Below are 22,511 nucleotides of genomic sequence, written 5' to 3' on the forward strand. Positions count from 1 at the left end.
GTATGGACGAGGCCAGCATTGTAACTCACATGAGCCAATCGTTCGTGATTTTCATGATCTGGGTTCTGCCACCACTCATTGCGGCGGTGGTTGTTGGCCTGGGCATTGGCATCTTCCAGGCGGCGACGCAGATCCAGAATGATTCCTTGCCACTCGCCGTGAAACTTCTGGTCGTTGTTGCCGTCATTGGTCTGTTTTCCCCTGTGCTGAGCGCCCCGCTCATAGAATACACCAACCAGATCTTTGCTGAGTTTCCCGCAATCACATCCAGCTACTAGCCATTCCCATGTATGGCTTGTCACTTTCTGATTCTCAAAGTCTGATCCAGGCGGCCATCGAATTCATCGTTGCAGCTGGACTTGGCGCGTCCCGCGCCGTCGGTATTATGCTGGTCCTTCCGATATTTACACGGTCTCAGATTAGCGGGCTGATCCGCGGCTGCTTGGCTGTTGCGTTCGCCCTACCATGCTTGGCGCAGATCAGCGTCGGCCTGCAGGCGATTGATCCTGAAACACGTCTTATTCAGGTAACGCTGCTCGGTTTGAAGGAGGTTTTTGTCGGCCTGCTGCTTGGCACGCTGCTCGGCATCCCGCTATGGAGCCTGCAGGCGGCCGGTGAGATTATTGACACCCAGCGCGGCATCACCAGCCAGGTCGCTTCGGACGATCCCGCTACGCGCAGCCAGGCTTCGGCGACGGGAGTTTTTCTCGGCATCACTGCGGCAACGATCTTTGTCGCGTCGGGAGGTCTGGAGGTTATGATCAACAGCCTTTATGGCAGCTATCTGATCTGGCCCGTGTATCGGTTCCAGCCCACCCTGACCGCGCAAGGAGCAATGGAATTGATGGGGCTCCTGGACCACATCATGCGCACGACTCTATTGGTCGCTGGACCTGTGGTGGCCTTCCTACTCCTGGTCGATATATCTGTGATGATAGTCGGGCGCTATGCGCCGCAATTCAAGCCGAGCGATCTCTCCCCGACGATCAAGAATATCGGCTTTCCGATCATCATGGTCACTTACACTGTCTATCTCGTCGAAGGCATGAAATCGGAAATCGTCTGGTCGAACGGCGCGCTGGAGTGGTTTGAGAAGCTGCTGAAATGAGAGAGGTCCTTTGCCAACCAGCGACAAGCAGAGGCCAGGCAGGGGGGTGTTTTTGGATCGTAGGGCATGTCGTCTTGCCATGCTCTCCAGAAAATGCACATCCATGCGTGAGCAGATGCCGGCATCCGCGTCTTCTGGCGTCTTGATAGGCGTCGCCGGGGTCGCTGCTGGCGGCGTCGGCGCGATAGCGGCGCCGGCACGCCTTGACGACATTGGGGTAGGGCAGGGGTGTCGACGAACCCGGCCTCGACCAGCACGTCGACGAGTCCACTGGGCCGCTCGATGGGGATCGGCGTCTCGCCGGGCGTACCATACCGGCGCAGGCAGGCAGCGAGATCAGCAAGCCCGTCCCGCTCGCGACGGCAAAGTGGTCCAGGCCCCCGCCGGCAGGGTCGACGATTCAAACGGCATGGTTCGATCCGCCCCAATCGACACCAACCAAAATGGTCATGGTTGCACCTTTACAAACTGGGGTCGGGTGCCCGGTGCCGGAAGCTGCCCTCACGACGTGCTGATCAATCGACGCTGTGGGCACATCTTGGCGGAGGTGTCCGTGGCGCATCTTCCTGTAGCCCGTCTGGAGCTCCCGGCCACTGCAACGCCTCAAGCCTCATTTGGGCCCTCGTGGGGCAAGCAAAGGCGGTCCTCGCGGCGGCGCGGGACCAACGCCCAGTCCGCCCTTGAACGGATTCAGCGCAATCGCGAGGCTGCCTGATGAGCGACACGAGCGAAGAAAAGAAACACCCACCCACACCCAGGAAGCTGAACCAAGCGCGCAAGAAGGGGCAGATTCCAAGCAGCGCCGATTTCGTCCGCGCTGCCAGCACGTGCGCCGGGCTGGGATATCTATGGTTAAAAGCGAGCACCATCGAGGATAAATGCCAGGAAGCGCTTTTACTAACAGACAAGCTGCAAGATATGCCCTTCAACAGCGCGGTTCAGCAGGCGCTGGTCCTTTTTACCGAACTCGCAGTGTCAATCGTTGGCCCATTCCTCGGGATTATTGTCGCCGCAGCCGTTTTATCGGGACTTCTCGCTAATCGTGGATTGGTCTTCTCTTTCGAGCCGATGATGCCGAAATATGAGAAAATTGACCCCTTCAAAGGGCTGAAGCGCATCGCGTCGATGCGCTCTCTGACCGAGCTTGTGAAGACGCTGGTGAAGGTTTTCGTCCTCAGCGCAGTCTTTCTCCTCGTCGTTCTCGGCATGTGGAAGACGATGGTCTATCTGCCGATCTGCGGCATGGGCTGTGTCGGCTTTGTGTTTGCAGAGGTGAAACTGCTGATTGGGATTGCTGCCGGCTTCTTTCTGATCGGCGGATTGATTGATCTCCTGGTTCAGCGCGGGTTGTTTTTGCGCGACATGCGCATGACCGACACCGAGATGAAGCGCGAGTTGAAGGATCAGCAAGGCGAGCCAGAATTGAAACGTGAACGACGTCGCCTCCGTAACGAAATGGCTAGCGAGCTTCCGCTTGGCGTGCATCGCGCCACATTGATCTTGAGAGGGCGCGCGATACTGGTTGGTCTGCGTTACGTCCGTGGCGAGACCGGGGTGCCGGTACTGGTTTGCCGAGGCGAGGGGGAGGCTGCTTCTCAGCTATTTGATGAGGCGCGGGCGCTACGTCTCACCATTGTCGATGATGATGTCCTGGCGCGCCAGCTCATCCCCACGACAAAGCTGGGGGATCCCGTCCCACAGAAGTATTTCGAGCCGGTCGCGAAGGTATTGTATGCCGCCGGCCTGGTTTAGATTAGAATGATGTTGAATAAGTTGCTCTTGGTAACTTGAGGAGCGTGATTGATTGGCTCCAGAGACATTCGCAGATGAACGGGTGACCTCAAGGCGCGGGGCCAGCGGGACTATCCGTTGCGGCGTATTCGGGCGATCATGAACGAGGGGCTGGCGATGTGCGTTGGAGCGGGAATGATCAAACGCCGCCGAAAAAATACGTTAATCTGCGACGTAGCGTACTGAAAACAAATATAAGTCCTTTCAGGGACAATCAGCGACAATCGGCACGCAGAGATTGGCTTTGACGGACCTTCCGCATATTGCCCACCCGAATTTTTCTAAGTACCGTCAAGGCCAATGAGGCTGTGACGGTACTTTTTTGTGCCTTAAGATACTGAAAAATAAGGTAATTTTCTGTCGAGTAGCCTCGAAATTGTGCTGACGGTACTTTTCAGGAGGCAAAAGGAATGTTGACGGACGCCGCCCTTAAAGCGCTGAAACCAAAAGAGAAAATCTACAAAATTGCAGATCGTGACGGCATGTATGTTCGAGTTATGCCCAGTGGCGCGATCTCGTTTCGGCTCGATTACAGGCTCAACGGACGCCGCGAGACGGTCTATCTAGAGCGTTTTGCAGCCAAGCGGAATCGCTTGGCGTCGCAGAAATGCGGCTAAAACAAAGAGATAGCGCGGGGTGTCCCATTCCATCCGAATGCATCCCGCTCTAGGCAGGTACGGACGGGACGGAATCTCACTTGCCCTGGCCCGAGAGAAGTGTCTCGACGCAAAGCGCGCTATTGGCGAGGGGCGATCGCCGGCCATCGAGAAGCAGCGCAAGAAGCGCCGCCTCAAAGAAGCGAAGAGTTTTGGCGAGTTCGGGGAGAAGTGGCTCAACGCCGCACCGATGGCCGCCAGCACGCGTCGCGGACGGGGACAGTCGGTCCCGCGTCCCGTCCTGCCGGCCGGCGCTATGCTGACGCTCCTACGGCTGTCCGGTTCACCGCCCGCGGCGGGGGGCGAATTTCCTCCGTCCTACGCGCGACTACGGCCTACTGGTTCAAGAGCAATTGAAATCATGTATATCGGCACCGTATCTACTTGCGTACTGATTCGAAGTGGCCAAGCGCGACACAAGGTCTAAGTGTCGCCGGGGGGGGGGAAATTGAGCCAGCGGCTTGTCCAATTTCTAAGTCGCTGTTCCGTGGAAGAGCTCAGGCCCTACATTGCCCAATCGACCATCGAGCTTGCCGAGCTTGTTTCCCCCGGTGCGAACAGCAACATGGGTTTGGCCGAACTCATCGTCAGCCAGTACGGCGCGGATAATGTCCTGCGAGTATCGTCTCTTCGTGATCTGGTATTGGACCAGCTCAAAGCAGACGAAGCAGTCGAGATTTGCGAGCGTATCAATGTGCCGATATTCAACCCCGCTGCGACGCTGAAGAAGACGTTCGCGTCTCTCAACGGAACTGCGGCCGAGACGTTGTTTGCCTGGTTCAATATTCCGTATCAACCCGATTTGACGACTGAGATTGAACCTTCGCGTCGGGCTGCGCCCACGGCGCGTCTCCAGAAGTATCAGACAAACGCCTATCGCGAGCTGCGTCAGCGTTTGTCTGACGCCTCGGCCACTATCCTCCTCCATATGCCGGCGGGTTCCGGCAAATTGCGGACTGTCGCAACGGCCATTGTTGACCTGCTTCGCTCAACCCCTGACACCCAGACTGTGATTTGGTGCGCTGGCGACGCTCGTCTGTGCGAAGACGCGTTCCAAGAGTTATTCAAAGTGTGGGAGGATATCGGGTCTCGCGATGCTACGATTTTTCGGCTGTTTGGGACTGCACCGATCCAGGACCTACGAAAGGTTGCGGGCGGTATAGCCGTTCTCGATCTCGCTAGACTAAAAGACGAGGTTGAATTCGACCTGAATGACATGAAAGCGTTTGCCAAGGATTTGCGCTGCGTTGTTCTGAGCGACGCTCAGCATATTGCGGATCCGTCCTTTAAAAGAATTTTCGCCAGCTTGCGCGACGTCGATCCGTTCAATGTCATCGGCCTATTTGCTGCATCGGGGGGCTACCTCAAGAGCGTCGGCCTGCTGCCAACCTTTCTAGATTACTATGGCACCAGTCCGATCGAACTTACAAACGACGATCCAATTGAGTTTTTGATCGACGAGAACGCGATCGCGAAAATCAAAGTGTCACGCCTTGGATCAGGGAAGCAGCTCGATCACCCCCTCGAATTAGACCTTGATGCTGATAAAGATCTTGCAATCGATTTGGCAAACGATGTGGAACGAAGCCGAAAACTCATCGATTTTCTCTACGAGCGAAAGCATCAAGGGGAATGCATCATCTTCTACGCTAACACTGCAGATCAAGCCCGAGCTTTTGTCGGTGTTCTGAACTGCAGCGGTATCAAGGCGGTTTCGGTTACAGGAGACTTGAGCTTCGATCAGCAGCGACATGAGGTCGCGCGCTTTCAGAACGGAACCGATACCCACATTCTTTGTGTGCATGGCGCCGTCGTTTCAGGAAATGAAGTTCCGAAGGCCAAAACCCTTCTTATCGCCAACCCGACAAGTTCGACGGCTCTTTACGGTGCAATTATTGGCCGATTTGCGAACGGCCGGGATGCGGGGACCGTCCTCGATGTGACGATTGTCGATGATGGCATTGCCAGTTTTTCTGAACTGATCGCGCAATCAGGTAAGTGGGAACGTATGGAGACGACGAAATGAGCTTTGATGTCATCCCACAGAGCCTCTCAATAACTGCGATGCGTAGCTCGGGGTATCGAGACTCGGCACATGCCATCGCTGAACTTATCGACAACTCTGCTCAAGCTGGCGACGCGACAGCCGGCACAACGCATGTCGAGTTAATCTGTCTCGATCGTGCCCAAGCGGAAAATGGCCGCAAGCGCATCGACAGCATCGCCGTTTTCGACGACGCCGCGGGCATGTCCCCCGACCTGTTGCGGAAGGCGATGCAATTCGGGAACGGCACTCACCTTGAGAAGAAGAATCAAAAGGGAATTGGCAAGTTTGGGATGGGTCTTCCCAATTCCTCGATCTCCCAATGTAAACGCGTTGATGTCTGGAGCTGGCAGAACGGCAAGGTCTTCCATACCTTTCTCGACGTCGACAAAATCGAAAAAAGCATCATGAAGGAGGTGCCCGAGCCGACGGCCAGCACGATCCCCTCGGAGTGGCTCAAAATGATCAGTGCAGAAATTCAACCGCACGGAACGCTCGTCGTCTGGAGCCAACTCGACCGTGTAAGCTGGAAACAGAGCAGCACGCTACTCAAACATACCGAATTCATCACCGGGCGGGTCTATCGGCACTTCATTGATCAGAAGGCTGTCCAGATCCGTCTCGCAGCATACGCCGCAAGTGGCGATCGTTTTATCTCGAGCTTTGAAAGTCTTGTGAGACCGAATGATCCCTTGTACCTGATGACCGGCGCGAACGCTCCTGAGCCCTATAACAAGACGCCTGCCTTCGTAAATTTCGCCGAGCCGATGAACATTAGCGTTGGTTTTCGCGGCGAAGACCATGTGGTCCAAGTCCGCACTTCAATTTGCACGGAAAAGGTCCGGATTGAGGGCGGTGGGTCGAAAATTGGTCAGCACGCTGCCAAGAACCAAGGAATATCCGTCGTCCGCTCTGGCCGTGAGCTTGAACTGAGCAGAACGTTTGAAAATTCCTACGACCCGCGCGAGCGATATTGGGGGCTCGAGGTCGAGTTCGACCCAAACCTTGATGACGTATTCGGGGTGACAAACAACAAACAGGCCGCGACCAACTTTCTGCGCCGAAATCTTAGTGAAGACGCAGCGGACGAAGGAATGTCGGATTCCGCCTATCAAAATATGCTGGAAAGCGACCAAGACCCGCGCATGCCCATGTATCTTATTAGCGCTGAGATCGACAAATTGCTCGTGAAGATGCGCCAGAAGATCGCAACGATGCGTGAACGCACCCGTGTTGAGAAGAAAAGTGCACCAACAGAATCGCAAGCCGAGGCGGTCGCAACTGAATCGGTGAATCGTAGGCGAGCTTACTACGGTGATACTGGCCAAAGCGATAAGCAGGAAGAATCCCCCGAATCCGCTCGAATGGAGGCATTATCTGCCAACCTGGAGAGCGATGGAATTGAAGGGGTGAAGGCAAAAGAAATAGCTGTCGAATACGTCAAGAAGCATATCAAATTTCGCTTTAAGCATCTTGATCTACCGACGGACGCTTTCTTCGACGTGAATGCGACGGGCGGCGTGATAGTCATCACGTTGAACACACGAAACCCGGTCCATGCAAGGCTTTTTGAACCGATGCGCGCTGACGATCTTAACAATGAGATCCCCTATTTGACAGATGTCCTTCATCTGCTCTCGGCTTGGGCGCGAATGGAAGATGAGGCATCCGGGCCAACCCTCAAGCGAATCCAAGACATGCGCAGCGATTGGGGTCGAATTGTCCGTGGCTTCTTCAGCGGCGAAGAACTGTAGCGTTTGCTCATTCAAAAGAAGCAGGGACTGGTGCTATGGGTGGAAGAGAGGCGATCCGAGGATTCTCCATTCAGACCTTGGCCGTGGTGCTCGACGCCTTGAATCCAAAAAACGATGGATGGTCGGCGGTCACGATCGAGCCTGACACCGACAATGACAAGGTCGACATTCTTTGGGAATTCCCTGATCTCAAGCGCGCACAGCAGGTGAAATCATCGCAAAACCAGATCGGCAAGGCGGCGGTTGAATCCTGGTGTAGTGATTTGAAAGCTTCAAAGAGCGCGAACGAATACCAGCTCATTCTCGCAGGGCCAATAGCGCAGGCCGTGATCGATGAGGCGCCATTTGATGGCGTTTCAGTGCCGACTCCGCTTGCGATCGACACCGTGGCTCTGATTGAGCAAGCCATCACAAAACTTGATCGCTATTTGCAGTCGCAGGGCATCGAAGGGGTCCCTTTGTCTGTGCGGGAATCGCTTGTGACATTGGTAGCCGGCAATCTGATCGACGGCGCAATCTCCGGGCGTCGTTTCACCCGCGACGAATTCGATGGGCAGCTGCAGCGCTGGATTACCGCGGCTTATCCTGAGGCAATTCGAGCAAGGCTCTCTGCAAATTGCGAGGTCCTTTGGAGTCAGCTTGAGTTGCATCGACAACGTCTTGCTGTCGAAACTGCTTACGCCTTGGTGCTGCCACTTACGGTCGTCAATGGCGGCCTCACCGTCGCGGTGGTTGAATGGTTCTATTTGACAGTCTCATGCGACGGGCGCGAGATGCGATATGTCCCGGTAGAATTTCTGCAAGGAGATCAAAAAACTCTGTCGATGACGCAAGGCCCGAAGTTTGCTCCTTTTGCCGTATCGCCGAACAGCTCTTGGGAGAAACGGATAGCCTTCCTTCCGCAAATCAAGCCTGGCTTTGCAACTGACCGTTGGCCGCAAGGCCTTCACCTGTTGTCCTTGTATGTGAAGTTTGCCAGCGCGGCTCAACCGCGCTTGGTCAAGAAATATGAGTTTCTTGTGACCAGCGAACACAGCGCTGTCCCCCATGATAGCGCTCTTTGGTATGGATTGTTAAAGATTGATCCTTTCTAGAATCGTACGCAACTTGGCGTTCAGTTCAACAGCATTTTCAGCCTCATCCGCATCTCGGGGATACATGCATACACCCGCGTGACATTCACCGAACAGCAACTAAGTCCAGGAGGCGTCGAAGCCACAGCGCGTGAGGGTCGACGAGAGATGTGATAGAGAAACGTGAGTGGTTCGCGCGACCACATAGAAATGTTAATCTGACCCGGCCGTCGGCGCATCCCAGCAGGCTTGGCATCCCTTCGAAAAGGCTTCTTGATGAGCACTACTGAGGTCGACCTGCCAGGTCATGAGCTTGGTCCGGCACATAGAGCAGATCGTGGGTGCGTTGAGTCAGGTTACCCCATCTATCTCGACGGCCATTCGACAACGCCTCTTGCACCGGAAGCGTTGACCGCAATGGAACCTTGGTGGCACCGACGGGCCGGAAATCCCAATTCACCCCACAGGCATGGTCAATTCGCAGACGCCGCGGTCGAGAACGCGCGGGGTCAGGTGGCAAAATTGATTGGTGCCACGCCGGGGGAGATTCACTTTACATCGGGCGCGACCGAGGCAAACAACCTCGCGCTCATCGGATCCGCCCTAGGAGCTCGGGCACGAGGCAGCGTTCGCACCGGATTGGTTGTCTCCGAAATCGAGCATAAGAGCGTGCTGAACGCCGCATATGCCCTCGAGCGCCAAGGATTTACCGTGGAAACGGCTCCGGTGAACGCCGACGGAGTGATCGACCTGACGCGCCTTTCAACGATCGTTTCGGAAAATACACTGTTGGTTTCGGTAATGGCGGCTAACAATGAGATTGGGGCAGTACAGCCCCTCGCCGGGATCACCGACATTGTCCGCACCAAAGGCGCTCTCCTCCATGTCGATGCGGCGCAACTTGTGGGCAAGCTGCCGTTCGATGCGACTACCTTCGATTGTGTGAGTCTATCATCACATAAGATGTACGGGCCGATGGGTGTCGGCGCTCTTTTTGTGTCCGGTGCCACGGCGTACCGGCCGCAACCGATCCTATATGGGGGCGACCAAGAAGGTGGTCTCAGGCCCGGAACAATTGCCACGCCTCTGGTAGTAGGGTTTGGGAGGGCCGCCGAACTCGCCGCCACGCAGCTTGCCTCGGACGCCCGGCATGCCGGAGCGCTCGCGGAACGGTTCGAGGCGGAACTGCGCAATCGGCAGGTGCGGTTTATCCGGCATGGGACGCCAAGTGCTCGGCTTCCAGGGAGTGTGAGCATTGCGTTCGAGGGCATTGATGCGACCGAATTGATAGCTGCGGTGTCTAGTCAGATATCTATCTCCGAGGGCTCAGCTTGCCAAAGCGGTCAGATAACGCCCTCACATGTTCTTCGTGCTATTGCAGTCAACGATCATCTCCTAAGAAGTACGGTGCGCTTATACTTCGGCCGCTATAATTCTGAGGACGATGCGATGCTCGCAGCTGATGCAATCGCTTCTGCGGTCGCGAAGCTTCGTCTGCGCACTGGAGACAGTCTCCAGTAGCGTGCTATGGTGGGTCCATGAAGGACCTTTTGCTTGATTCGTCCGTGGCCATCCGCTTCTCCGGTCACGAGACCTTTCCGCTTCGCCTGTTGTGGCTGAAGAAGGCGTACGACGCTGTGGCATCGGGCGTGACCGATAAGGGAACATTCCAGGAACAAGATGCGATTGCAAGGTTTGGTGTCGGAAAAAACATGGCGATGGCGATGCGGCATTGGGCGGTCGCCTGCGGGATCGTGCGAGAGATGGACGGGAAATTGGAGGTGACCAAGCTCGGCCGTCTGTTGTTCGACAATCGCACCGGTTTGGACCCCTACCTGGAGGATCCCTCGACCATATGGCTCGTGCACAATGCTATTTGCGCGACCCCTGACGTGGCAACGTCGTTCTTCTATGTCTTCAATGTCTTTGGGCAACCGATGTTTGAGCGTCACGACGTGGTGAAGGATTTATCGGCGATTGCCACAGCGCGCGGAGCGCGGGCAACGGCCGAGACGATCAAGCGCGACGTCGAAGTTGTGCTGAGAAGCTATGCGCCGCGCACGGCGGAGACGGGAGAAGACGCCGCGGAACCGCTTCTCGCTGAGTTGGGACTCATCCGTGAGTTGCGTACCGGACAGTTCGAGTTTGTCCGCGGGCCGAAGCAAAGCCTTTCTCCGGCTGTATTTGCCTACGCCCTCATCCGTTATTGGCGGCGTTGGCATGAAGACGCGCCGACACTCTCGGTTGAGACCGTCACATATGGCGTGGGTGCTCCCGGGCGTATCTTCCGCCTGGACGAAGAGAGCGTCGCCTTCCGGCTTGCAACGATCGCCGATGTGACCGGCAGAGTACTGGTTTGGACAGATACCGCCGGGCTGCGGCAGGTCGCGCGCCGCGAACCGCTCGATGGGATCGACGAGCTAATGCTCTTGGAGCGTGCTTACGGTTCGAGATTGGCGGCATGACAATGCTTGCAGACATCGTCACCGTTGAGCGGCGTTTTGCCCGGTCGGCCCGGCTGGATGCGGATTTGAGTGGAACACCTCCGCTTACGGGTTACGTGCTGCAGGGCAGCGTCCAAAAATCCCTGCTCTCCATGGTGGCGGCCATCGCTGAAGGCGGGCAAAGCGCTTTCACTTGGACCGGACCTTATGGCGGCGGCAAGTCGAGCGCTGCCTTGCTCTTGGCAAGCCTAGTCGGCGGCTCTGACGAGCAGCGCAAACTTGCATCAAAGATCACTGGCCCAGAGATGTCAGCAAGAGTCCGTGCCGCATTCCCCGAGCGCGGGAAGGGCTGGCGGGTTGTAGCGCTGACAGGGCGCCGCGCCGATTTGCGGTTGGACCTCGCTCAAGAGTGTGCGGGCATCCTCCGCTGGAACAAGAGCGTGCGCGAGTTGGTCGCTAGCGATCCGCGTGCCCTAATCGACCGCATCGTGCAAGATGCGCAGCAGGGAGGAATCGTCCTGCTACTCGATGAACTCGGCAAGTTCCTCGAACATGCTATCGGCGACGGCGGGGACGTGCACTTCCTGCAAGATCTCGCCGAGCGTGCCGCCCGCGCAGGCGGCCAACTGATTGTTGTTGGTATTCTTCACCAATCCTTCGAGCAATACGCGTCTAAACTGAACCGTTCAGCGCGTGATGAATGGGCGAAGGTTCAGGGCCGTTTCCAGAACATCCCCTTTGTGTCGCTGCCCGATGAGGTGGCTGGCCTGCTGTCAAATGCAATCAAGACAGCGACGGTCCCGTTGGCGGCTTCTGAGATCGCGCAGAAAGTTGCCGAAATCGTCGGACAGCGCCGCCAAACCGACGTGCCGGCCCTAACGAAAGTCCTCACTGGCGCTTGGCCGCTTCATCCCGTCACCACACTGCTCTTAGGGCCGGTCTCACGGCAACGCTTCGCGCAGAACGAGCGTAGCGTCTTCGGCTTTATTTCGTCGTCGGAGCCGTTCGGATTCCAAGCTCACTTACACGGAACTCCGACGAATAGTCCTAACCCATGGTTCCGGCCCGACCTGCTATGGGACTATCTCATCGCCAACATGGGATCGGCCATCGCTGCCGGGAATGATGGCGCACAGATGGCCCTGGCCATGGAAGCCATCGAACGCGCGGGGTTGCGCAGTGATCTCGCAGCACGCCTGACCAAAACAATCGCCTTGATCGAATTCTTCCGTAATGGCTCCGGTGTCGTCGCCTCGCCAGAGATGCTGGGACTGTGCGTGGCGAGCGACGAGAAGGCGGTCCTGGCGGAAACGCTAGATGACCTCGTTTCAAAGGCCATCCTGCTCCGGCAACCGCGGCTCGGCACATTCGCGCTCTTTTCGGGAAGTGACTTTGATCTCGACGAGTCGTTGCAGCGAGCGAGCGAGCGACTGAGCCCGGATCAGTTGCGTGACCTGCCGGCACGCTTAGGCCTTCGTCCGGTCCCGGCGAAGCGCCACTACTTTACCACGGGCGCATTGCGAACCTTCGATATCGTGCTGCAGCTTGGCGAAGAGGTGCCGCAGAATCCGAGGCCATGGGCTGATGCAATGGCTGATGGTCTGCATCGCGATGCGCGGCGCTCATCTGGGACCCTAGTGCTGCTGATACCGGACGCGCACTCCTTTGAAGCAAGGCCGGCAGTCGCGGCAAAGGCACTAGGACAGGCCTTGGAGGCGCGCGGCGTCACGGCCGCGGTTGCGGTAACAAAGTCCGCTTTTCTTTTGAGAGAGCATGCCGGTGAACTGTTCGCCATTGACCGTGTCGAAGCGACTCACCCCCAGCTTGAAGGCGATCGTATAGCCCGGCGCGAACTGGCAGCTCGTCGCGCGCAAGTGACTGAACTTGTCCGCCGGAAGCTGTTGGATGCCCTAGGCAACGCGGATTGGTGGTGTCTGGGTGAACCAGCAAAGGCCCTTCACGGCAAGTCCGCAAACGTTGTCGCGTCGCACCTCGCCGATCTTGCCTTTGAAAGTGCGCCGGTTTTGCAATCAGAGCTTCTCTACCGCGACAAGCCCTCAACGAGCGCGATGGCGGCGCTGCGCATCCTCATGCACGCCATGACCAAGCGTGGCAGTGATCCGGACCTCGGCATTGAGGGATATCCCGCGGAGCGCGGGCTCTACATAACGGTGTTGCAGCCCTTCGGCTTACATCGGATAGCACAAGGCGGTGTTTGGGCCTTCTCGGATCCTGACGATACCGGGCGCGGCGCTACCCTCAAGCCGGCATGGGAGGTTCTCAGAAGCCAAAAGTCTCTGAAGGTTTCGGAAGCCTACGACCAATGGGCGCACCGGCCATTCGGTTTGAAGCGGGGAGTTATGCCGGTTCTGATGCTGGCCTATATCCTCGCACATCGGGCAAATTTGGCCGTTTACCTTAATGGGAACTATCAAGCTCTTGTTGACGACCTGTTTGTAGACCGGTTGCTCCAGGACCCGTCTGTTGTAGAGTTACGCCGCGTCTCCCGAACAAAGGCGCATGGAGAATTCCTGCGAAGGCTTGCGTCGCTGCTTTCCAGCGAGCAGGTCACGGTAGAGCCGGACGCGCTGCCTGTGGCGTCGGCGCTGTTTCAGCGGTTCAAGGCGTTGCCAATCTGGTCGCAGCGAACGACGTCTCTCGACAAAAAGGCACGCGATGTGCGTGACGTGGTGCTGAAAGCCAATGACCCGGAGGCGCTGTTGTTCTCCGAGATCGAAGCGGTATTGCCCCACGAACCCGATCGTGCTGCCTCCGTCTACGAGGCACTGCTAAGTGCAGAGACATTGTATCCAGATATGCTGAAGCGCTTACGCGAGGCGGTGGGGCGCGTCCTATCGGTTGATCCTGGGACATTCGAAGGCATCATCGATCGCGCGCACACGGCAGCCGGCGTCAGCGCGGATCTTCGGCTCGACGCGTTCGCGATGCGAGCGGCTGCCTTCGAGTCCGGTGATGGAGATATTGAGGGGCTGGCTAGCCTGCTTGTCCACAAGCCAGCTAGGAATTGGTCGGATCGCGACTTCCAACAGGCACTCTTCGAACTTGCCAAGCTCGCGCGCCGGTTCAAGGAGGCTGAAGTCTTCGCCGGTGTGAAGGGGCGCACACCAACGGCGCAGGCTATTTCTATGATGGTTGGCCTACCGTCCCAAGAGCGGCCGCTTCACCGAACCTTTGAAGTGACCGCCGTAGAATTGGCCAAAGCGCACCGAATCGCCGATGCCTTGGTGCGCACCATAAAAAATGAGAAGGTTGCGTCGAGCGTGGAGCTTGCCGTCTTGGCGCGGGTAATGGAAAGACTGTCGGAGGACGCTGGATGACCACGACTCAAGAGCGTCATATTCTGGGTATTTCCGGAGGCCGTGATAGCGCGGCCCTTGCAGTGTATATGCGCCAGACCCAGCCGGATCTGCCGCTGGAATACTTCTTTACCGACACGGGGAAGGAACTGGCGGAAGTCTATTCGTTCCTGGACCGGCTGGAGGGGTTCCTTGGCCGGCCCATCGCGCGCATCAATCCAGACCGGGATTTCGATTTCTGGTTGAGCGAGTACAAACACTTCCTCCCCTCGCCACGGACACGCTGGTGCACCCGCCAACTTAAACTCCGACCGCTTGAGCATTGGCTGGAACCGGATCTCGCGGCCGGGGTCAAGGTTAACTCCTATGTGGCGATCCGGTCCGACGAGCCGCGTAGGGACGGCTATCAGTCGACCCACGCAAATATGTCCGTGCACTTTCCGCTGCGTGAAGCGGGCATCGACCGCGCGGGTGTGATCGACCTGTTGGACAGCGCAGGCGTCGGCGAGCCGGAATACTATCGGTGGCGGACACGGTCAGGCTGCACCTTTTGCTTCTTCCAGCAGAAGATTGAGTGGGTGCGCCTCAAGCGAGAACATCCTGATGCCTACGAGGACGCCAAGAGTTACGAGAAGACCGCCTTGGAACACGGTTCTCCCTTTACTTGGAGTCAAGGCGAGAGCCTTGAGGATATGGAAGGGGCGGAGCGGGTGGCTCAAATCGAACGGGAGTTTGAAGAGCGCCGAGCGCGGCTGTTGGCGCGACGCCGGGTCAATCCCCTTGCCGGCGACCGCACTGTGACGAACGACGACGTCTATGGCATAGACGAAGCGTCGGCAGGCTGCGTCGTCTGCCATAAGTAGCTGGCGCCGACTGTGTCTAGAGGAGATGCTCAAGACCATAGGCCAATAGAACCGGTCGCAGGGTCTGATAGGCGTAGGTGCGGTTGCGCGACAGACCCGCAAACTCTGCGACCCGGCGCAACTCGGATGCGATCAGTTTACGTGCATAACCTTCGGAATCGCCGGCGCCATCTGGCAATACGACCACGAAATCGTGGATTGTTGCGACGTCCTTCCCAGGTGATCGACGCAGGATGCGGCCTCTCCGCTGAATGAACTGGCGCGGATCACGCGAACTGGCGAGGATGTAGGCGGTTCGGCAGGCCGGTACATCAATGCCCTCGTCCAAGCACTTGATGGCGACCATGGCGTCGATGAGCCCGATACGAAAATTGGTGAGGATCTGTTCGCGTTCCTTGCGTGGTTCGCGCGATGTAAATCGAGACAGCGTCCATCCGAGCTCGTCCAAATGCTGGCTCACCACTTCGACCTGGCGCCCCGAAAAACCGGGATCGCCTTCGTCGGGGACGTCGTTGTCATCGTCAGCATCGACCTGACCGTCGCCGCAATAGAAGAGAGTGTGCGATTCAGCTGGATGGCCATGAAGGACGCTTCCTAGCGCAGGAATTTTGTTGCGCGCCGACCCGATGACGCGGGCTCGCTTCATCATAAGGGCTTTCAGCCCCAAGCTCGACTCGGCCCCTCCCTCTCGTGCCACCATGCGCCCGATCTCTACGGACAGAGCAACGAATTCGTCGGCTTCCGTCGAGGTGAGCTCCACAAGATGGGGGAAATACTCATAGGGCGTGAGTACACCGTCTTGGATGGCTTGGGCGAGCGTGTAGGTGAACACAACCTTGCCATAGTATGCCTCGAGATTAGCGTTGCGCGCGCTGTCGAGATAGTGCTCCGGAGTAGCGGAAAGGCCGAGCCTGTATTTAGCCTGGGAGGGTAGGGCGTCCTTGTAAGTGTCCGAGCCGTGATGATGACATTCGTCACCGATCCAGAGGAGCTGCCGTCCAGGTATCCGAGCCACGAGTTGCTGAAAATCGGGCGTCTTCAGCGTCCGATTGACGACAACGAGGGCGTTGAATCGCGCAACGCCAAGTTCAATGTCCAGAATGAGACTTTGCAGTTCTCCGAACCATGCTGCCTTGGAAATGTAGCAGCGGACTGGGCGGATATTGAACAAGGCGAGATTGTCGCACCACTGGTCGGCAAGGTTTTGATAGGGCACTGCGACAATGACGGTCAATGCGGGGATCGCCTTGGCCATTTGGGTTACGGCATAGGCAGCGGTGATGGTCTTGCCTGCACCGGTCGCGAGGTCGAGGATGCCGTGGTAGTCGCCTACCAACTGCCAGGCTTTCAGCGCTTCGCGCTGATGATCTCTAATTGTGAAAGGGACACCACCAATGGTGGCTGGTATGTTAGGATCGTCCCCCAGAGGCTCCAAAGGTTCCTGTGCGCCGATGCGGCGCGTGATCGCCAGCTCACGCTCCGGGTCCGGGGGCGCTTCGAGTCTCTCACCAACTGCCAAGAGCCGCTCTCTGATGGCGGTCGGGACGTCGAGTACGGCGGTGTTGCGGCTCCTGTTCAGCCATAGGCGCTCGAAACTTTCTCGATGCGGACGGTGATAGCCCTCCAGTTCGGGCCGCCAACTTGGAAAGACGTCGATCGACTCATAATTGTGAGTCGGAAGGAGAGCGTGAAGGCTCTCATTGGCCGACCCCGAAAAGACAACGGAATCGCCGTTCGCATCACCAATGATGCCGATCTTGTCGTGATACATTCCCTTTGGCCTCAAAGCGACCTTGACATCAAGACGGCCCTTGGCGACGAGCCATGCCAGCGCTTCAAAACGGTTGCGGAACAGGGCGTCATCGACCCTATCGACCTCTCTCAGAAACTCTTCCCCGATCCGCTCGGACAAATCGCGAGCTTCAAGCCCTTTCGAAATAGCCTCGATGTCTTCCGCATCGGCGAATGCGCCCAAGATCAGCCGCATGCGTCCTTCGTGGCGGACAAAGTTGGAAATCGCCTGGGCTGCGTAGCTGATCGTGGCGGCGGAGAAAAACCCGACCGCCCGGTCGTACGAGCGGGCAATGCTGAGAGCGGGGATGTAGAAGTCTTCGAGGATGTTGTCTTCGTCCGACTTGTAGACCCCCTTCAGGGCGAGGCGCTGCAACATTAAAATGAGATTGCGCCGGTGTCAGGCTCGCCCTGCACCGCTTTTAGGTAGCCCCGCTCGTGGAGCAGACGTGTGAGGGCGCGATCTGGATACTCTCCCCCGTCTCGCAGCAGGTAGTCCTTGATCAGACCGAGGCCGCCATTGGCATACTCTTCGAAGATGCGGGCGCATTCGTCCTCATTGTCTTCCCGGATCACGTCGACATTCTGGCTGTCGGCAAGGGCGATGAGGTAGATCAAGTTCTCGGCGTCGCCGCGCTCGAACTGCTGATAAGAGATGTCCTCGACGCCTTGGGTCTTATCGAGAGGTACCTTTCGGTTCTCCGAGTAGCCTAATACTGCTGCGAAGCAGAGCAGCTCGCGGATTGTGGGAAACAGCCGACGGTCGGTCCCAGGAAGAGCCTGGGCGGCGAGACGCTGAACAATGTCCTCGTAGACGCGGCTACGGTTGATGTTGGGAGCGCGAGCGGCCATGTTCATGCAATCTCCTCAATCATCGTGCCATCGAACTCGGCATCGAACTGAGCGGTCTCGAAGTCTCGGCCGCGGAATTGTCTTATCTCAACCGGACGCTCGCCTCGCGGAGCGCGGTTATGACGGACAAGGACGAATTCCTTTCCGATGCGGGTTCTCAAGGCTTGAACGACACCGCCGGACCCCTGTGAGCCAGACACCATCAAAACCACCTGCGCCGCCATTTGGGGGACATGCTGAGCGACTGTCGCCCGGTATGATTCGTCTAACTGGCCGAAGGGGGAGTCGAGAATCAGGGGTGCCACGGTGCCCTTGAGGAGGCGGAAACCGTCCGCGTTCTCGCGTTGCTTTGCAAACTCCACAAGCGCTGCGGTGAATGCGAGACCGAGAAGCTGGTTCTCGCCACCAGACTTTGGAAGCTGTGTGCCAGCGTCGTTAACGAGACTGACGCCATAGTCGGCACTCATCCTGAGCCGAAAGTCTTTTCGTCCCGTTTGGGCAAGTATCCTATTGATGCTAGCACCCAAGACGCGGCGGGCGCTCGCCTCATCCTCGATAAGCTCCTTTTCGAGCTGTCCCTTGAGGCTTTCACAAAGGTTATTTCGCTTGATGAAGATTTGCGCCTCGGCGTCGCCTTGGACCTGCTTCTCAAGCTCGCGCTGCTTGGAAGCCTTCTCCGCCTCGGCGTCGCGGGCATCCCGTTCAGCGTTCCAGATTTTTTGCTGCTTTTCGCGTTCCTCATTGCGCAATTGATTTCGACGACGTTCACGCTCACCGATCTCGCCGAAATTGATGCCGGCAAGCTTGTCCGAAATCTCGGTCAACAACGGCTCAAGTCTGGCAACGTCCGCTCGGGCATCTGCCTCGCGGCGATACGCGGCGTCAAGCTCGCCGGGCGCCCGCTCGCGCTTTTCCTTGAGTTGACTGATGATCGCGCGGATCGCATTCAACCGGCTGCGCAGCGTGTGGTTCGCCGCCTTCTTAAGAAGGCCAGCTACCAACAGGTGAGCCTCCGATCCGGGGTGGAGCGGAGCACCGCAGATACACTTTTCCATCTCGAGGAGGTCTTTGACGAACTCCTCATTGTACGGCGAGGGTATCCGGCCCTTCGTCTCCTGGTTTTCCAGGTGATCAAATGTCTGTCCCGTGAGCTTCGTTGATACCAAGAAGCGGGCATTGTCCCCGAGCCATTTTACCGTGTCGTCTTTGGCTGACATTTCGCGATCGCGCGCTCGCTTGAGAGCTTTTTCCGTATCCTCGCGCCTGGCTTGCAGTTCCTTGGCCGCGGCCGAGTTGCGGAGTTGCTCGTCGATGTCGGCGATCTGCTGTTGGATGCTGACGACCTCGTCCTTGAGCACCTCGGCCGTCTCGTGACTGCGGGCAATCTTGTCTCGAAGCCGTTCAATTTGGTCGTTGAGCGCATCGGCATTGGATCCGCCGCGCTTAGGCATCTGCTTACGGTATTGGCCGCCGACCTCTTCCAAGTCCTTGATGGCTGTCTTTACGAGGCTGCATCCAAGGATGTCCTGCACGGCGCTCCTGATCTCGTGACGCTTCTCCTCGCCGAGGAAGACCTCTGCATGTTCCCCGTCGAACAAAAAATGGCTCGCCATGCTTTTGGGGATTACGGTGTTGATGAATGTGTCTGGGTTCGACAGCTGCTCGCTGTGGCCACGATCAAGTCGCATAACCGCAAAGCGCGCGTTTGGCGGCGCATAGCGTCGCGCTCGATAGCGGTAACCGTTATGCTCAAAGGCTACCTCAACATAGGCCGTGTTGCGGCCGGCGCGTGCGGCGTCGTGGTTGAGCAGATCATCCTTCTGCTCGAATTTCGGGGTCGTCATGCCGTAGAAGCACCACAGCATGGCATTCAAGATGGTCGTCTTGCCGACCCCGTTCTCGGCGTGGATGAGGGTGACGTTCTTTTCCCGGTCGGTTGAAAATTCGATCTCCCGGGTGCCGCAGAAACAGCGAAAATCGTTCAGCTCAATGCTCTCGACCCACATTGGTCATCGACCTTTCAGGGGGGTGGCACGATCGATAATGTCGCGGAGTTTGCGGCGCCGCTCCGAATCCTTGTTCTTATTTTCGAAGTAGAATTCCCTCTGCACCGCGATTATTTCTTCGATAATGCGGGTACTGGCCTCATCCGGCTCTGTTGCAGCTTCGCTCACGATTCGCCCCTCACCTATTTTCGCAGCACCTTCTCCGGAAATGGCATGCGAATGCAACGCCGATCTTGCACAATAGTAGTTGCGATGCCTCGAAACCATCAAGTCTAGCCTTGCTCCTGGCTCTACCGGACTTGAAAAGCAGCCAATGGCCGAAGCCGCGGCGGTCTTGTGCACCGAGCAACTCGCTAACGGCAGCACCAGGCACGTCACCTGTTGGAGTAGGACCAACTCCGCCCGGGCGCTTGAGGGAACGTCTTTGACCGAAATGGAGGAGCGTCGCGGCGCGGGCGACAATGGCCGCGACCGATCTTGGCCACTGAGGCGTTCCTTTCGCGTATTCTTCCCAAGCCACGCCCACGGCGTCCTCGAATGGATTGGGTCTGACCGAAGACCGTCTTCGCTGCGCTCAGTCTCGATCGCCGTCCCGCAACGCCGGCACTGCGTTTTCTTCCCCTGGTCGAACCACCCCACCACACGCGCGTCGTGGGGACCCGGTTTTGCGCGTCCATTCCTCGCGATCCAAGAAAGCCTCGCGTCGCCGCCTTCCACTTCGTTTCAGCCCCTAAGGACCACCCCATTGCACAAGCGCAACGGGAACCCGGTGGGTGCAGATCGATCGTCTCCGGTCTCACGACCACCATCGAGGCCGCGATGGGCGCGGCCCGAGAAAACAGAAGGAACCACCACAATGGCTACGATCGGCACATTCTCGCGCACCGCAAACGGCTTTTCCGGCTCGGTGAAGACCGTCAACCTTAACATCAAGACGGTGACGTTCGCCCCGGCTGACGGCGACAACGACAAGGATCCCGACTTCCGCATCTTCGCCGGTGCCACCGAGTTCGGGGCGGCAGGCAAGAAGACCTCGGGTGAAGGCCGCGACTACCACTCCGTCAAGCTCGACGATCCAAGCTTCCCTGCACCGATCTATGCGAGCCTGGTCGAGACCGAGACCGAGACCGAGGGCGAGTTCTCGCTCATTTGGTCCCGCCGCACAGCCGAATAGTTCGGCCAACACGGAGCCCCACCGCAAGATGGGGCTCCGTCATGTCCAGGTTCGCCACAACTCTCCTACCGATAGTGGATTGTTCGACACATAGGCGGCGACAATGTCGGCGGCGATCGACACCATATAGGTACGATACACTGGATTGGACGGTGCGTTCTTGGCGCATTGTCGGCTCCGACGGTGGCAGAAACACTTTGGAATCAGTGGCTTGATCTCGAAGTGTATCTGAAACCGCCGGGCCTTGTCTGCCCAAAATCAGGATTCATTCAATAATATCAGCAGCTTGCCGTTTATGGACGCGCACTAGCTAGTTACAATGGTCTCGCTTTCGCGTCTTGCGCTGGGTCGCTAGAACAAATTTCTGGGCGTCCGCGCCGGTGATGGTAGTCGTTCTCTGCATGCCTTCACCGACATTCACGAAATCCCTCACGAATGTTACAAGGCCTTTCTGTCCCTTTACTGTTGTGAAGCCACTATCTTGGCAAGCTTTCAAGAATTCCTTGGTGCGTCCTTGTTCGATGATGGTACGGAGATGCAGCATCATCCCTTCGATCGGAATTTCCCTGACGTGAGGGCGTCGCTCACCAGCGTATGCAGATGGTGCAGCAGGCTTCTTTGCCATTTGTATCCCCTATTTATGGTCCGAGAACACCGTCGAGAAATCTGTTTAGTGTTCTGCTTGATCGTTGGTCCTCTTCATCTCTCTTTTGGATAATTAAAGCCTTCTGAACGTCATTAGCTTGGGTAACAAATTCCCTTTGCTCCCTCTTTTCAGCCGCACTCCTTGCTTCTGCGACCGTAAGCGAGCCCACTCTGGGCAGTTGCATTACAATCGTAAGCGAATGAACGTCGTCACGCTGTCTGTTGGCTTTGAGCATTGCCTGCTTCACGTTTGTGCCTGACAGCGGGGTGAGTTGCAGCTGAGGGTTCAATCCGCTCTTGAGCGTGGTCGTAAATATCATGTCCACGGTTTCAGTCGGTACCGGCGGCGTTTCGGCGGCCGTGAGCAGCTCAGCTTCGGTTTTCTCGCCGATCAAATTGCCCGATTGGTTCTTATTGACAAACCCGCGCACAATGTCCCTAAGCCCAAGCGTCCCGGTTATCGGATAAACGATATGAGATCGGCTTGGTTGAAGTTTATCCTCACGAAGATCATTGCATCTTCGTATCAATGGCAGATTCCCAAGCAAGAGATCAACTCGATCGGCGGCGACCCAGGTGTCTTGACTTTTTCGCTTTCCTTCGACAGATGCACTAATGGGGGTTGTTAGAGTGCCTCTAGTGAGCACGCTTAGGAGATCGACACTTCCGTCTAAGCTGTCGGTCTGCGTCATGTCAAAATCAAACCTATATCCAATAAACATCTTCGAATATGTTTCGACAATATATTCTAGTTCTGGATCGGGCTGGCGCAGATTCTTGTAGCCAGATACTAGAAATTTATCGAACGCATCCGCCTCGTGTCGAGCACGACGCTCCCTTCGATCATCTTCGCTCAGTGTTCCGCTTGGGTCCGTCGGAGTAAACTTTGCCAGCTGATCTCTGTTGAGTTCCGCTGCGATTTGTTTGTTCGCGTCGATGGCGCCGACTGCATCGTCGAGAAGGCTGATGATCCCATCGCGCATCTCGCATCTT

Annotated in this window: 17 protein-coding genes and 1 pseudogene; 12 read left to right on the top strand and 6 right to left on the bottom strand. The window is 57.2% G+C overall.

Features of this window, described 5'->3' with window-relative positions:
* Positions 1 to 2 precede the first annotated feature (2 nt).
* The 11 genes and pseudogenes from OHD62_RS30955 (at position 3) to OHD62_RS31010 (ending at position 15,050) form a co-directional block, all read left to right on the top strand.
* A complete protein-coding gene (locus OHD62_RS30955; protein ID WP_263790884.1) occupies positions 3 to 278 on the top strand; it encodes an EscS/YscS/HrcS family type III secretion system export apparatus protein in 276 nt (91 codons plus the stop codon).
* Between the two features lie 8 nt (positions 279 to 286).
* Entirely contained in the window at positions 287 to 1,108 is an 822-nt protein-coding gene (sctT, locus tag OHD62_RS30960) for a type III secretion system export apparatus subunit SctT (protein WP_263790886.1), read from the top strand.
* 714 nt (positions 1,109 to 1,822) lie between these two features.
* Positions 1,823 to 2,860, top strand: coding sequence for an EscU/YscU/HrcU family type III secretion system export apparatus switch protein (locus OHD62_RS30965; RefSeq protein ID WP_263790888.1), 1,038 nt, complete (start codon positions 1,823 to 1,825; stop codon positions 2,858 to 2,860).
* Positions 2,861 to 3,309: 449 nt separating this feature from the next.
* Positions 3,310 to 3,802 (top strand): annotated as a pseudogene (locus tag OHD62_RS35790) (Arm DNA-binding domain-containing protein); the annotation flags it as partial.
* A gap of 201 nt (positions 3,803 to 4,003) precedes the next feature.
* Positions 4,004 to 5,581, top strand: coding sequence for a DEAD/DEAH box helicase (locus OHD62_RS30980; RefSeq protein WP_263790891.1), 1,578 nt, complete (start codon positions 4,004 to 4,006; stop codon positions 5,579 to 5,581).
* Entirely contained in the window at positions 5,578 to 7,353 is a 1,776-nt protein-coding gene (locus OHD62_RS30985) for an ATP-binding protein (protein WP_263790893.1), read from the top strand. Before OHD62_RS30980 ends, OHD62_RS30985 begins: the two co-directional genes overlap by 4 nt.
* Positions 7,354 to 7,388: 35 nt before the next feature.
* Complete coding sequence (locus OHD62_RS30990) at positions 7,389 to 8,447, top strand: hypothetical protein (RefSeq protein ID WP_263790895.1); 1,059 nt, start codon at positions 7,389 to 7,391, stop codon at positions 8,445 to 8,447.
* 255 nt (positions 8,448 to 8,702) lie between these two features.
* Positions 8,703 to 9,947, top strand: coding sequence for a cysteine desulfurase family protein (locus tag OHD62_RS30995; RefSeq protein WP_263790896.1), 1,245 nt, complete (start codon positions 8,703 to 8,705; stop codon positions 9,945 to 9,947).
* Between the two features lie 17 nt (positions 9,948 to 9,964).
* Complete coding sequence (locus OHD62_RS31000; RefSeq protein ID WP_263790898.1) at positions 9,965 to 10,891, top strand: DUF4007 family protein; 927 nt, start codon at positions 9,965 to 9,967, stop codon at positions 10,889 to 10,891.
* A 2-nt stretch (positions 10,892 to 10,893) separates the two neighbouring features.
* The gene (locus OHD62_RS31005; RefSeq protein ID WP_263790899.1) at positions 10,894 to 14,208 is read left to right on the top strand and encodes a hypothetical protein; all 3,315 of its coding nucleotides are present in this window, start codon (positions 10,894 to 10,896) and stop codon (positions 14,206 to 14,208) included.
* Positions 14,205 to 15,050, top strand: coding sequence for a phosphoadenosine phosphosulfate reductase family protein (locus OHD62_RS31010; protein WP_263790901.1), 846 nt, complete (start codon positions 14,205 to 14,207; stop codon positions 15,048 to 15,050). Before OHD62_RS31005 ends, OHD62_RS31010 begins: the two co-directional genes overlap by 4 nt.
* Before the next feature lie 16 nt (positions 15,051 to 15,066).
* Here the strand turns inward: OHD62_RS31010 and OHD62_RS31015 are convergent, their stop codons facing one another.
* The 4 genes from OHD62_RS31015 to OHD62_RS31030 are packed head-to-tail and all read right to left on the bottom strand — an operon-like array spanning position 15,067 to position 19,867.
* A complete protein-coding gene (locus tag OHD62_RS31015; RefSeq protein WP_263790902.1) occupies positions 15,067 to 17,220 on the bottom strand; it encodes a DEAD/DEAH box helicase family protein in 2,154 nt (717 codons plus the stop codon).
* Complete coding sequence (locus OHD62_RS31020) at positions 17,220 to 17,699, bottom strand: DNA phosphorothioation-associated protein 4 (RefSeq protein WP_263790903.1); 480 nt, start codon at positions 17,697 to 17,699, stop codon at positions 17,220 to 17,222. The genes OHD62_RS31015 and OHD62_RS31020 overlap by 1 nt, the downstream gene beginning before the upstream one ends.
* Positions 17,696 to 19,699 (bottom strand): AAA family ATPase, encoded by a 2,004-nt coding sequence (locus OHD62_RS31025; RefSeq protein ID WP_263790904.1) that lies wholly within the window; start codon positions 19,697 to 19,699, stop codon positions 17,696 to 17,698. Before OHD62_RS31025 ends, OHD62_RS31020 begins: the two co-directional genes overlap by 4 nt.
* A 3-nt stretch (positions 19,700 to 19,702) precedes the next feature.
* A complete protein-coding gene (locus tag OHD62_RS31030) occupies positions 19,703 to 19,867 on the bottom strand; it encodes a hypothetical protein (RefSeq protein ID WP_263790906.1) in 165 nt (54 codons plus the stop codon).
* A gap of 688 nt (positions 19,868 to 20,555) precedes the next feature.
* Between OHD62_RS31030 and OHD62_RS31035 the strand changes: the two genes are divergently transcribed.
* Entirely contained in the window at positions 20,556 to 20,873 is a 318-nt protein-coding gene (locus OHD62_RS31035; RefSeq protein ID WP_263790908.1) for a DUF736 domain-containing protein, read from the top strand.
* Positions 20,874 to 21,183: 310 nt separating this feature from the next.
* Here the strand turns inward: OHD62_RS31035 and OHD62_RS31040 are convergent, their stop codons facing one another.
* A complete protein-coding gene (locus tag OHD62_RS31040; protein WP_263790911.1) occupies positions 21,184 to 21,498 on the bottom strand; it encodes a hypothetical protein in 315 nt (104 codons plus the stop codon).
* Between the two features lie 13 nt (positions 21,499 to 21,511).
* Complete coding sequence (locus OHD62_RS31045; protein WP_263790912.1) at positions 21,512 to 22,501, bottom strand: hypothetical protein; 990 nt, start codon at positions 22,499 to 22,501, stop codon at positions 21,512 to 21,514.
* Between the last annotated feature and the right edge of the window lie 10 nt (positions 22,502 to 22,511).

Source organism: Mesorhizobium sp. YC-39 (assembly GCF_025753795.1).
Taxonomy (GTDB): domain Bacteria; phylum Pseudomonadota; class Alphaproteobacteria; order Rhizobiales; family Rhizobiaceae; genus Mesorhizobium.

What these genes read in the sequence shown, in the direction of transcription:
- OHD62_RS30955 (WP_263790884.1), top strand. Translation starts at nt 3, where the DNA reads ATGGACGAGGCCAGCATTGTAACTCACATGAGCCAATCGTTCGTGATT.
- sctT (WP_263790886.1), top strand. Translation starts at nt 287, where the DNA reads ATGTATGGCTTGTCACTTTCTGATTCTCAAAGTCTGATCCAGGCGGCC.
- OHD62_RS30965 (WP_263790888.1), top strand. Translation starts at nt 1,823, where the DNA reads ATGAGCGACACGAGCGAAGAAAAGAAACACCCACCCACACCCAGGAAG.
- OHD62_RS30985 (WP_263790893.1), top strand. Translation starts at nt 5,578, where the DNA reads ATGAGCTTTGATGTCATCCCACAGAGCCTCTCAATAACTGCGATGCGT.
- OHD62_RS30990 (WP_263790895.1), top strand. Translation starts at nt 7,389, where the DNA reads ATGGGTGGAAGAGAGGCGATCCGAGGATTCTCCATTCAGACCTTGGCC.
- OHD62_RS30995 (WP_263790896.1), top strand. Translation starts at nt 8,703, where the DNA reads ATGAGCACTACTGAGGTCGACCTGCCAGGTCATGAGCTTGGTCCGGCA.
- OHD62_RS31000 (WP_263790898.1), top strand. Translation starts at nt 9,965, where the DNA reads ATGAAGGACCTTTTGCTTGATTCGTCCGTGGCCATCCGCTTCTCCGGT.
- OHD62_RS31005 (WP_263790899.1), top strand. Translation starts at nt 10,894, where the DNA reads ATGCTTGCAGACATCGTCACCGTTGAGCGGCGTTTTGCCCGGTCGGCC.
- OHD62_RS31010 (WP_263790901.1), top strand. Translation starts at nt 14,205, where the DNA reads ATGACCACGACTCAAGAGCGTCATATTCTGGGTATTTCCGGAGGCCGT.
- OHD62_RS31015 (WP_263790902.1), bottom strand. Translation starts at nt 17,220, where the DNA reads ATGTTGCAGCGCCTCGCCCTGAAGGGGGTCTACAAGTCGGACGAAGAC.
- OHD62_RS31020 (WP_263790903.1), bottom strand. Translation starts at nt 17,699, where the DNA reads ATGAACATGGCCGCTCGCGCTCCCAACATCAACCGTAGCCGCGTCTAC.
- OHD62_RS31025 (WP_263790904.1), bottom strand. Translation starts at nt 19,699, where the DNA reads ATGTGGGTCGAGAGCATTGAGCTGAACGATTTTCGCTGTTTCTGCGGC.
- OHD62_RS31035 (WP_263790908.1), top strand. Translation starts at nt 20,556, where the DNA reads ATGGCTACGATCGGCACATTCTCGCGCACCGCAAACGGCTTTTCCGGC.
- OHD62_RS31040 (WP_263790911.1), bottom strand. Translation starts at nt 21,498, where the DNA reads ATGGCAAAGAAGCCTGCTGCACCATCTGCATACGCTGGTGAGCGACGC.
- OHD62_RS31045 (WP_263790912.1), bottom strand. Translation starts at nt 22,501, where the DNA reads ATGCGCGATGGGATCATCAGCCTTCTCGACGATGCAGTCGGCGCCATC.